At 37.0% G+C, this 11,810-nt stretch carries 12 protein-coding genes; 11 read left to right on the forward strand and 1 reads right to left on the reverse strand.

Going from position 1 to position 11,810, the window contains the following annotated elements; all coding sequences use genetic code 11:
• Positions 1–112: 112 nt before the first annotated feature.
• The 11 genes from FJ218_09390 to FJ218_09440 all read left to right on the forward strand — a co-directional run bounded on the left by FJ218_09390 (position 113) and on the right by FJ218_09440 (position 10,634).
• Positions 113–799 carry a sugar transferase gene (locus tag FJ218_09390; GenBank protein ID MBM4167112.1) on the forward strand — a complete coding sequence of 229 codons (687 nt, stop codon included), beginning with the start codon at positions 113–115 and terminating at the stop codon, positions 797–799.
• A gap of 127 nt (positions 800–926) precedes the next feature.
• Complete coding sequence (locus tag FJ218_09395) at positions 927–2,240, forward strand: UDP-glucose/GDP-mannose dehydrogenase family protein (GenBank protein MBM4167113.1); 1,314 nt, start codon at positions 927–929, stop codon at positions 2,238–2,240.
• A 2-nt stretch (positions 2,241–2,242) separates the two neighbouring features.
• Positions 2,243–3,181, forward strand: a complete 939-nt coding sequence (locus FJ218_09400) for an SDR family oxidoreductase (GenBank protein MBM4167114.1) — start codon at positions 2,243–2,245, stop codon at positions 3,179–3,181.
• A gap of 26 nt (positions 3,182–3,207) precedes the next feature.
• Positions 3,208–4,089, forward strand: a complete 882-nt coding sequence (locus tag FJ218_09405; protein MBM4167115.1) for a DUF2279 domain-containing protein — start codon at positions 3,208–3,210, stop codon at positions 4,087–4,089.
• On the forward strand, positions 4,089–5,759 hold the full coding sequence (locus FJ218_09410) for a hypothetical protein (protein ID MBM4167116.1): 1,671 nt from the start codon (positions 4,089–4,091) through the stop codon (positions 5,757–5,759). Before FJ218_09405 ends, FJ218_09410 begins: the two co-directional genes overlap by 1 nt.
• Positions 5,760–5,839: 80 nt before the next feature.
• Positions 5,840–6,310 (forward strand): peroxiredoxin, encoded by a 471-nt coding sequence (locus FJ218_09415; protein ID MBM4167117.1) that lies wholly within the window; start codon positions 5,840–5,842, stop codon positions 6,308–6,310.
• Positions 6,311–6,464: 154 nt separating this feature from the next.
• Positions 6,465–7,097, forward strand: a complete 633-nt coding sequence (locus FJ218_09420; protein ID MBM4167118.1) for a peroxiredoxin — start codon at positions 6,465–6,467, stop codon at positions 7,095–7,097.
• The gene (locus FJ218_09425) at positions 7,097–7,504 is read left to right on the forward strand and encodes a 6-carboxytetrahydropterin synthase (GenBank protein MBM4167119.1); all 408 of its coding nucleotides are present in this window, start codon (positions 7,097–7,099) and stop codon (positions 7,502–7,504) included. Before FJ218_09420 ends, FJ218_09425 begins: the two co-directional genes overlap by 1 nt.
• Positions 7,505–7,536: 32 nt before the next feature.
• Positions 7,537–8,133 carry a GTP cyclohydrolase I FolE gene (folE, locus tag FJ218_09430; GenBank protein MBM4167120.1) on the forward strand — a complete coding sequence of 199 codons (597 nt, stop codon included), beginning with the start codon at positions 7,537–7,539 and terminating at the stop codon, positions 8,131–8,133.
• Between the two features lie 158 nt (positions 8,134–8,291).
• Positions 8,292–9,029: an SDR family oxidoreductase gene (locus tag FJ218_09435; GenBank protein MBM4167121.1), complete on the forward strand. Its 738-nt coding sequence runs from the start codon at positions 8,292–8,294 to the stop codon at positions 9,027–9,029.
• 375 nt (positions 9,030–9,404) lie between these two features.
• On the forward strand, positions 9,405–10,634 hold the full coding sequence (locus FJ218_09440) for a serine/threonine-protein phosphatase (protein MBM4167122.1): 1,230 nt from the start codon (positions 9,405–9,407) through the stop codon (positions 10,632–10,634).
• Between the two features lie 51 nt (positions 10,635–10,685).
• On the opposite strand, the gene FJ218_09445 is transcribed toward FJ218_09440, so the two are convergent.
• A complete protein-coding gene (locus FJ218_09445; protein ID MBM4167123.1) occupies positions 10,686–11,678 on the reverse strand; it encodes a PDZ domain-containing protein in 993 nt (330 codons plus the stop codon).
• Positions 11,679–11,810: the final 132 nt, after the last annotated feature.

Raw genomic sequence — 11,810 nt, forward strand, 5'->3', positions numbered from 1 at the left:
TATTCCGTCCCCGAAATTTGCAACGAACGGATATTCCGAACTCGTAGAAATTTGTAAGCGAGAAAACATTGAACTAAAAATACTCTCTCCCGAATCCGACCAATTACTCAAGATGGCGCATGTGTACGATATTGCAGGAATACCATTGTTTTCGGGTACAACAGTTAAGAAAAAAATTGTATCAGCGATTCTCAAACGTATGTTCGATATTGTTGCATCGTTGGTTCTCATATTGTTATTATCGCCGTTGTACATCGTAACGGCGATTGCGATTATGGTTGAATCGGGCGTACCGATTATTTTTAAACAGAAACGTGCAGCAATAAAAGACGGAACATCATTTGATTTCATCAAGTTTCGCAGTATGTTGAAAGATGCGGACAATTTGAAAGAAAGTTTATTTCAGTTTAACGAATCCACAGGAATGCTCTTCAAGATGAAAAACGACCCGCGAGTAACGCGCGTAGGAAAAATTATCAGAAAGCTTAGCATAGACGAACTGCCGCAATTGTTCAATGTACTCAAAGGTGAAATGAGTTTAGTGGGTCCGCGTCCGTTACCGGTTTCGGATTTTAATAACTTTGAAGAAGAGCCGGAGTTTTGGGATGCAATTCGTGGACGCGATATTGTGAAACCAGGAATTACAGGGTTATGGCAGATATCCGGAAGAAGTAATATAGGGTTCAAAGAAATGGTGTTGCTCGATTTATACTATGTGGAAAATCAATCCTTTCTTTTTGATTTGGAAATACTTTTCGAAACAATCCCCGTTGTCCTTTTCGGTAAAGGTTCCTATTAACAACTGTTCTGAATACATACGAACAGGTTGTAGTGAAACATTCATTAGTGTGAACATTTTTTTTTTAATTCATCGGAAGTGTATAATTTTTTGACAAATTATTACACTATTTAATTGTTATATCATTGTGAAAATTAGCGTTATTGGAACTGGTTATGTAGGACTTGTTGTCGGAACATGCTTGGCAGAAAGCGGCAACAATGTTGTTTGCGTAGATATTGATGAAGAAAAAATAAAAATGTTGCGTAAAGGAAAGTCTCCCATATTTGAACCGGGATTAGAAGAACTTTTGCGGAGCAACATTCATGAAAAAAGAATAACGTTCACTACCAGCATTGAAAACGCAGTGAAGCAAAACGAAGTGATTTTTCTTGCGCTTCCAACTCCTCCTAATGAAGATGGTTCTGCAGATTTAAAACACGTGCTAACGGTTGCAAAACAAATTGGAAAATTCTTAAACGGCTATAAAGTTATTGTTACGAAAAGCACGGTACCAGTTGGTACTGCAGATAAAATTCGAATGACAATTGAACGTGAAACAACGTATGAATTTGATGTAGTATCGAACCCGGAATTTTTAAAAGAAGGTGCCGCGGTGAGCGATTTTATGAAACCCGATAGAGTTGTTCTTGGTTTGCGTTCTGTTCGTGCGAGAAAAATAATGGAAGATTTGTACGAGCCGTTTGTTCGAACGGGCAATCCGATTATTGTTATGGATGAACGAAGTTCGGAGATTACAAAATATGCAGCGAACAGTTTGTTGGCAACGAAGATTACTTTTATGAATGAAGTTGCAAACTTATGCGAAAAAGTAGGTGCCAATGTTGATTCGATTCGACGCGGTATCGGTAGCGATGTTCGAATTGGACAGCATTTTTTGTTTTCCGGAATCGGTTATGGCGGTTCGTGTTTTCCGAAAGACATAACTGCATTGATGCACACATCGGCGCATGCAGGTTACGATTTTAAAATTCTGAAAGCAGTGGACGAAGTCAATACGAAACAAAAATCAATTCTCGTTGATAAACTGTTGAAATATTTTAGAAAGAAAATAAAAGGAAAGCATATAGCAGTTTGGGGATTATCATTTAAACCCAATACCGACGATGTTCGTGAAGCGCCTTCGTTAGTAATAATCAAACAACTATTAAAACGAGGTGCAGTCATTCGCGTTCACGATCCCGTTGCAATGAAAGAAATAAGAAAACAAATTGGAGATTCAGTAAAATATTTTGAAAACAATTACGATGCGTTAAAAGGCACAGAAGCGCTTTTGATTTTAACAGAATGGAACGAATTTCGTCGTCCGGATTTTGAACGTATGAAACAACTCATGAAACGAAACATCATATTTGACGGAAGAAATATTTATGACCCAGTTATGGTTAGAGAAAAAGGGTTTATCTATATTAGCATAGGAAGAGGAGAAATCGGCTTATGAATTTGCCCATAAGTTTAGTAACCGGAGGAGCAGGATTTCTTGGCTCCCATTTGTGCGAGCGATTATTGAACGAAGGACACCGCGTACTTTGTTTTGATAACTTAATTACAGGTTCTGTTGAAAATATTGCGCATATTTTTACGAATGAAAATTTTTTCTTTGCGAAGCAAGATGTAACAGAATATATCTATGTTGAAGGAAATATTGATTATATCTGGCATTTCGCTTCCCCCGCAAGTCCGATTGATTATATGAAAGTTCCGATTCAAACTTTGAAGGTCGGTTCGTTGGGAACACATAAAACGCTTGGACTTGCTCGCGCAAAAAACGCGCGATTTCTTCTTGCTTCAACTTCTGAAGTTTATGGAGACCCGCTCGTTCATCCGCAAGTGGAAGAGTATTGGGGAAACGTTAATCCAATTGGAATTCGCGGCGTGTATGATGAAGCAAAGCGATTTGCAGAGGCAATGACGATGGCATATCATCGCGTTCATCACATCGAAACACGTATCGTGCGCATATTTAACACGTACGGACCACGTATGAGAATCAATGATGGAAGAGCAATTCCGGCATTCATTACACAAAGTTTACGCAGTGAAAATGTTACTGTTTTTGGAAATGGAAATCAAACTCGTAGTGTCTGTTATGTTGACGATTTGATAGATGGAATTTTTCGTTTGATGATGTCTTCAACTGTTGAGCCGGTGAATATTGGAAATCCTGATGAGATTACGATGTTGGAACTCGCTAAAGAAATTATTGCTTTAACAAAAAGCAACAGTACAATCGTTTTCAAGCCGTTGCCCGAAGACGACCCGAAAGTTCGTCGTCCGGATATTAGTAAAGCAGAAAATTTTTTAGGATGGATACCGAAATACAATCGAAGTGAGGGACTGCAAAAAACAATTTATTATTTTCGTTCTCAACTTCACGTATAAAAAATGTAAGTTGATTAGTCGGTTGCATGATAAAATACATAAATCAAATTTTTATTTACACTTGTTTCAATTTTGTCTATTTCACTGCTCATTCACAAATTGATTCACTCAATTATCCATATACGGCAAATGTTTCTCGCATCAGTTATCCTCGTTTAGCGCTTGTTTCTGGCACGTATTTGGGAACGATGGCGACCATTCATATCTACGAACTCAATGCGTGGTGGAAAAATTATCGCAAGCCGTTTCATTTTCGAGAAGATTTGAAATACGGCTTGAATGTTGATAAAATCGGTCACGTATGGGGAGGAAATATTTTAACATTTGTCAGCGCAAAAAGTTTAGAATGGTCCGGAATGAATGAACAATCTTCGTTGTATTATGGTGCAGTTAGCGGAAGTGTTTTTCAACTGTTTGTAGAATTTCAAGATGGCTTTTCGCTTTGGGGATTTGACCGTGTTGACGCTGCTGCAGATATTGTTGGCGCATGGTATCCTGTGCTTCAGTATCACGTTCCTTTTTTTCAATCAATGAATTTCAAAGCAAGTTACTATCCGCGCAAACTCAATGAAGCGGGAAATATTTCTGGTCAAAAACATATTATCATTGACGATTATGAAGGGCAAACATTTTGGTTGAGTTTAAACACTACAAAACTTTTCCCTTTGCAAAAAAATATTTTTCCTTCATTTTTTTCTCTCGCTATCGGTTACTCTGTTCGCGGAACGGAATCTCCCGACAAACAATATCCCGTTGCGCTCGTCGGTTTAGATTTTGATTTTAAAGAAATTATTCCACAAGATAATTGGACGGGAAGAGCCGTTGCACAATTATTGAACTTCTACCGTTTTCCGCTTCCTGCTTTGCAAATTTACCCATCAGTAATGTTACACGGATTGTATTTTTGATGATGAAATACTTCTATACTTTTAAAAAAAAATCTCTTGTATATTTATATGCAGCGCTTTGTTTTTCTTCTTCAATAAAAATTTTTTCTCAAGCAGAAAATGTTCCTGTGCATCATCCTGTGTACCAATTTCTTGAACGAATGAATGTGCGTGGATTTCTTCAAAATTACAATAATGTTGTACTTCCGTTATCGAGAAAAGAAATAGCCATGCATTTAATGCTCATACAGAATAAGCCCTTACATCAAAAGGAAAATGCACTATTGAAAAAATATTTCGTCGAGTTTGAAAATGAAACGAATGAAAATCTGTCAAATTCATATTCATTATTTTCAGGAAAGAGTGATGCAAAGTATTTCAACAGCATCAAGCATCTCTACACGTTGCACGATTCTAATGCTTCAATTACGATTGATGGGCTTCTGAATATTGATTATCGCCAAACTTCGAAGCAAAATGAGCGAGCAGGATTTGTAGAGTTTGGAGGACGCGCACGGGGAACGTTTGCAAATCGTTTTGGTTTTTATTTGCAAGGTACAAATGCGGAATTTCGCGGTGACCGAGATGTGTTGTTACGTGATAAACGTTTGAGAGCGAATTTCAAAATATACGATACAGCGTTTCGCAATTTCGATTTTACAGAAGGATATCTTCGTTATGATGCTGATATATTTTCGTTTCAACTCGGAAGAGAAAGAATATTATGGGGAAGTGGAATCGGTGAACGACTGATTCTTTCTGACCATCCTCCTCAATTCGATTTTGTTGTATTCAAAACACAGTATCAATGGTTGCAATACAATTTTCTACACGGATGGATTTTACCTTCGAAGAGTTCATTAATTTTTTTACCGCAAACGAATGATTTTGAACGCACGCTTGCTGATAAATACATCGCTGTTCACCGTATCGGAATTACGTTCTCGCGATATTTTGATTTCGGTATAAATGAAATGGTAATTTACAGTAATCGTTCGGTGGATGCGGCATATCTCAATCCGTTTATTTTTTTTGAATCGGTGCAACGCGCGCGAAAAGAACGCGACAATACATTTTTAGTTTTCGATTTGAAAAGTTCGTTGTTCGATAATTTTCAAATACGTTCTTCTCTGATGTTCGACGATATCAATTTCAAAACATTCGGAACAAATTCTTGGGATAATCGTTGGGCAATGCAAGGAGGATTCCTGTTTGCAGAGCCGTTCACTCTTGAAAATACGATGTTCCGATTTGAATACACACGCATTGAGCCATATGTTTTTTCGCACGGGCGTTCGCGGGAAAATAATTATTCGCACGATGGCTATGTACTCGGAACTTCATTGCAACCGAATTCAGAAAATTATTTTATTGAAATAGAGCATCAAGCGGATGAAGATTGGAGTAATTCTGTTCGAATGAATGTTTCTCGGCACGGAAAGAATATAGATTCTGCGAACGGAAATTATCGCAATGTTGGCGGAGATTTTTTGCTTCCCCACAGAAAATACGACGCGGAAAAAGTAAAATTTCTGGACGGTCGCATGGAAAAAAACATTCATATTGAGTTTGTATCAAAGTATGAATTTATTCGCGATTATTTTGTAGAAGTTCAATATGCGTTTTCCAAAAATTCTTTTCAAGAAAAAAATATACATCTGTTTCACTTCGCAGTGAGAATGGATTTGTGATTGCATCTTCTTTGCATTTCACTCAAGTTTTGAATAAATTTTGCCTTCAATTTTTTAACCCCAAAACAACAAAGGAACTTATGTCATTAACCCTCGGAGATAAAGCCCCTCATTTTACATTATTCGATGCCGATAAAAAAGAACGCTCGCTTTCAGAATTTATGGGAAAGAATACCGTTCTCGCATTTTATCCCGGCGCATTTACCGGCGTTTGCACAAAAGAAATGTGTGCATTGCGCGATTCGTTAGCAAACTTCAATTCACTCAATGCACAAATAGTAGGAATTAGCGTAGATGGACCATTTGCAAACAAAGCATTCGCAGCGCAAAACAATCTCACATTTCCACTGTTGTGCGATTTTAATCGTAATGTTTCAAAATTATACTGTGGAACACACGATGATTTTATTGGTGTTCAGGGATATTCCGTTTCTAAACGCGCAGTCTTTATACTCGATGAAAATGGAACAATAAAATATGTTTGGATTTCTGAACAACCGGGAATTGAGCCGCCGTACGTAGAAATAACAAAAGCAATTACTTCATCGTAGATTTATCCGTTCTCATCAGTATAATCAACGTCGCGTTTTGTTTAAATATTTTGGAAAAAAAAACGTACTGCGTTGAACTTGTTGTGATGCACGTATCCTTCATAAATAATTTCTAAAACAAAATTTCTCATCCAACTATTATTTTCAATAAATTATGTATTCACTTATTGGTAAAAAAGCCCCTTCGTTTTCTGCAAACGCAGTAATCAACGGAGGGAATATCGTCAAGAATTTTTCATTAGAGCAATATCTTGGTAAAAAACATATAGTGTTTTTCTTTTATCCGAAAGATTTCACATTCGTTTGTCCAACGGAACTTCACGCATTTCAGGAGAAACTTTCTGAATTTGAAAATCGTAATGTAGTCGTTGTTGCATGCTCAACGGATACAGAGCAATCGCATTGGGGATGGTTGCAGGTTCCGAAAGCACAAGGCGGAATACAAGGAATCACGTATCCGATTGTTGCTGATACAACAAAAACTATCTCTGCAAATTACGGAGTGCTCGATGGAGATTTTTTCGTGAACGAACAAAACGAATTCACTTCTGATGGTTCGATGGTCGCCTTTCGGGGATTATTTCTGATTGATAAAAATGGAATTGTGCGTCATTTGCTCATCAATGATTTTCCGTTAGGACGCAGTGTTGATGAAGCGTTGCGAATGGTTGATGCATTGCAATTTACCGAAGAACACGGTGAAGTTTGTCCTGCAAATTGGACGAAAGGGAAATCCACATTGAAAGAATCGCACGATAGTGTTGCGAATTATCTTGCAAAACATTGATGGTGTACTTAACACGCAAAGAACAATTCGCTGCATCGCATCGTCTTTTCAATCCGAAATTTTCTGATGAAAAGAATTTTGAAGTGTTTGGCAAATGCGCAAATCCCAACGGACACGGACATAATTACGATATCGAAGTAACCATTGTCGGCGAACCTGATGCAGAAACGGGAATGATTTTGGATTTGAAAAAACTTTCTGACATCATCAAAAAAGAATTGTTGGAAAAAGTTGACCATAAACATTTAAATCTTGACGTTGATTTTTTGCATGGAATAATTCCAACAGCGGAAAATCTTGCAAGAGAATTTTGGAAAATACTTGAGCCGAACATATTTCCGGGAAAGTTGTATTCTATTGTACTTGCAGAATCCGGAAGAAATATTGTTACATACAAAGGTGAGTAAATTATTTTCACATTACTGATTTCAATACCACTGTGCATATAGAACTTTCAGCAGAAAAGCAACGGCGAATAGAACGTTTGAAAGATGTTATTCATCAATTGCTTCAATTGATTGGAGAAGAACCAACGCGCGAAGGATTATTGAATACACCGTATCGGGTTGCAAAATCTCTGCTTTTTCTTTCAAGCGGATATGAACAAGATGTTCAGAAAATTCTTAACAATGCAATATTCGAAGAAAAGTATAACGAAATGGTAATTGTGAAGAATATTGATTTCTTCAGTATGTGTGAACATCACGTACTTCCGTTTTATGGAAAGGCGCATATCGCATACATACCGAACGGAAAAATTGTTGGGCTTTCAAAGATACCGCGTATCGTAGAAATCTTTGCGAGGCGTTTACAAGTGCAGGAACGAATGACGCAACAAATTGCAGATACGTTGTTTGATTCATTAAATCCCGATGGAGTTGGAGTTGTCATCGAAGCGCGACATTTATGTATGATGATGCGAGGAGTGGAAAAACAAAATTCCGTTGCAATAACAAGCGCGATGCTTGGTTCGTTTCGTGATGATGAGCGAACGCGAAATGAGTTTCTGAACTTGATAAACATTAAACTTTCGTAGTTGGTAAATTCCAAATTACAGAGAGCAAATTTCAAATAAATTTAAAACTCAAAAAACAAATTGTCATTGCGAATCCTGATGTATTGTGATGAAGCAATCTCCAGTTTGAAATTTGTTCTTTGGATTTTATTTGAGATTTGGAATTTTTATTTCACACAATGAAACATCATAAAAACAAAGTACTTGCATTTCGTCCCGTAGTGTGGATTACCGGTGCAAGCAGAGGAATTGGAAAAGAACTTGCGAAACAATTTGCCTCCATTGGATGTATCGTTGCTCTTTCTTCCCGCAATGAAAAAGAATTGCTGAAACTTGAAAAAGAAATTGTTTCCGTTGATGGAATTGCAAAAAGCTTTCCATGCGATATTACGACGGTAAAATCTGTTTTTCAAATTCACAAAAAAATTCAAAAAGAATTGGGAGAAATTGAAGTTCTTATCAATAATGCAGGCGTTACCGTTTTCAAATCATTAGAAAAAACTACTGTAAAAGAATTTGATGAAGTTTTTGCTGTGAATTTGCGGGGAATGTTTTTGTGTATGAAAGTAGTTCTCCCTTCGATGTTGAAAAGAAAAAAAGGATGGATTTTCAATATACTATCTACTGCGTCGAGAACAACATTTATCAATAGCGGAGCGTATTCTGCTTCGAAAGCGGGAGGGATGATGTTGGGAAATGTTTTACGGGAAGAAGTGCGCAATAAAAATATTTGTGTTGTCAATGTTTTTCCCGGCGCTACTAAAACGAAAATGTGGAATGAAGCAGATAGAAAAAAATATTCTTCACGAATGATGTCGCCAAAATCAGTTGCTGAATCTGTATTGCAAGTTTATCGTTTTCCATCCGATGTTGTGTGTGAGGAAATAGTTCTGCGACCGATAAAAGGTGATATATAATTGATGGCAATGCTTGTTTGCAGCGAAAAATAAACACATTAACAAGCGGAAGAACTCATATCAAGAAAGTGCAAATTCAACCTACCTATTCTAATAATTTGTTGCAAAAGACTGATATGATAAGTGGAGCAGTGGATCGTTCATTCAAAGGTGGAAAGAAGAAAAATTTTGAGTATCGAAAATTAACTGCACATAGAGAAATTTATGTTCAATTATTGTCCAAATAAGAATAATAAATCCAAATCCAATCCCGCAGAGGAACGCGCCCCAACACAGGTGACAGTTCGGATTTTGGTTGTTTTCCATAACAAGTATAATGAATGAACGGTAATTGAGAAATAAAACTCCTAAAATTCAGAATCGAAGAATTTATTAATGCATCTACGAAAACTTTACTATACCATTGAGCAATTTGCATCCATTGAATATAAAAGCGATGTAGAACTGCTTTCTCACGTATTGAAAAATATTGTCCGCAACGAAGATATTCAAATTAAGGGAGGACGCCTTTGGAAATTTGACGCGCGAAAAGGAGTATATTGTTTAATTGCGCAAGTCGGTGAAATTGACCGCGTTCGGAATAATTTTGAATTGAGTGCTCTTGATTATCCTATGTTTCTCGACCTCGTGAATAAGCGAACAATATTAGCAACGGAAACGAACAAATATTTACGACGAAAAGGTATTTACAAATATTCAGCGACAGGCGTTGGAGAAGTTGTAAAGTGGAAAAAACATTCTGTGTTTCCGTATGTGCTTGCATTCAATTCGGAGTACATCAACGAAGCAATGTTGCAAACGATGAATGTCATCGGAAGTTCGCTTACGTCAATATTGCAGAAAAGAAAAAACGAACGCACGGCGAAAGAATTTGAACGCGATTTAGACCAAGCGCGCATCATTCAGCGACGAATTCTTCCTGAACACGAATGCACATTTCATAACTACAATTTATACGGGATTTCAATTGCAGACCGCGTTGTCGGCGGAGATTTTTTTGATTACGTTCAGAGTGATGAAAGCGACAGATTAGCAATTATGATTGGCGATGCGGCGAGTAAAGGGCTTTCTGCTGCTGCGCAAGCGTTATATACTTCGGGCGCATTGCGAATGGGAATTGTTCATCAAACAAAAATTTCCGTATTGCTTTCGCGTACAAATAAACTTTTAAACAAAACATTTGCTGATGAACGTTTTGTCTCACTTTTTTTTGGAGAACTCACGAACGATAAAAACGGTTTGCTTGTGTATTCGAACGCTGGTCATAACAATCCGGTATTACTGCATACACATAAACAGAAAGTTGAATTTCTCGAAACAACAAGCCAAGTATTAGGTCCATTTCCAGAAGCACATTTTCAGACAGAAAGTACACTGATTCATCCGAATGATATATTGTTATTGTACACCGATGGTATCATTGAAGCATCAAATGATGAAGGAAAATTTTACGGAGAGTCTCGGCTAATTGAAAAATTGTTTGAACTGCAAAAATGTTCGGCAAAGGAAATTTGCCAGTTGACAATAGAAGACGTGGAAAAATTCAGTGCAAACGGAAGCGCGTCGGACGATAAAACAATTGTCATTGTAAAACGAGAAAAATAGTTTTTTCTCGTACAAAAAAAAGCGAAGTAATAAACTTCGCCTTTGATAATGCTATAGTTCGTTCGTTTCTTTTTTGTCTTTGAATATCTTGAATTTGTATTGAAAGTCTTTGAACTTGTCGTTGAAGTTGTCTAATTGATAATGGAATCCGTCGTACATTCCGTGAAACTTAGGGAACCGAAAATTAAAGAATCGAAATCGTTTGCCGCATTTTTCTTTACCGCAACAATTTGAAGAAAAATCGTTATCCTCTACTTCCATTCTCAGTGTTACGGATGTACCTTTTCTCCAAATATTGAAGTTGATTTCTTTACCATAGTTTTTCTTGAATTGCTTGTGCAAGTCTGCAATTTCGTCAATGTTCTTTCCGCCGATTTTTGTTATTACATCACCGGCTTTAAAACCTGCTTTTGCTCCGTCGCTTTCTTTTTCAACTTCAGAAACCAACACTCCTTCATTGTTTGGAACATTCAAGAATTCTGCAAGTTGTTCGTTGAGTTCCATAATGGATACTCCGTTGAATTCGTTTTGTTCCATCATTGAAAACATTGCGTGCGGCGCAAAATTTTCCATACATATTTCTGCACTTTCGTCGTCGTCGTTTTCTTCTTCGTCTGAATCATTACTTTCATCAGAAGAAGAAAATTCGCCGAGTTTGACTGTAAAGGTTTTTGTGTCTTTTCCTCGAACTACATCAATCGTTGCTTCCGAATCTGCTTTATTCTTTCGAACGATTTCTGAAAGTTCATCTGCGTCATCTATGTCGTTGCCATTGAATTTTACAATAACATCACCCTCGTTTATTCCCGCTTTATCTGCGGGACTATTTTCGATAACTTCAAAAACGTATGCTCCGTTGTTCACGGAAAGTTCATTATTTTCAACAAGTTTTTTGGAAACATCTCGAATATACACACCGAGCCATCCTTGATTACCTGCTCGAACAATAACTTTTTTCTCGATTTTTTTTTGTGCAAGCGATTGCGGCGGTATAACTGAGAAAACCAAAGCAATCATTAAGAACGTAAATGTTTTACGGTACATAAATATTAACTCCGTATAGATTTGATTGTAGAAAAAATATGTAAATTTGACTTCACTCAAACTAAAAAAGTTGGAAAGTAGTTCCCGAGGTAAATAGTATAGAAAAAAATTGTATTCCTTTTCATTTTCGCA

The organism is Ignavibacteria bacterium, from assembly GCA_016873775.1.
Taxonomy (GTDB): domain Bacteria; phylum Bacteroidota; class Ignavibacteria; order UBA10030; family F1-140-MAGs086; genus JAGXRH01.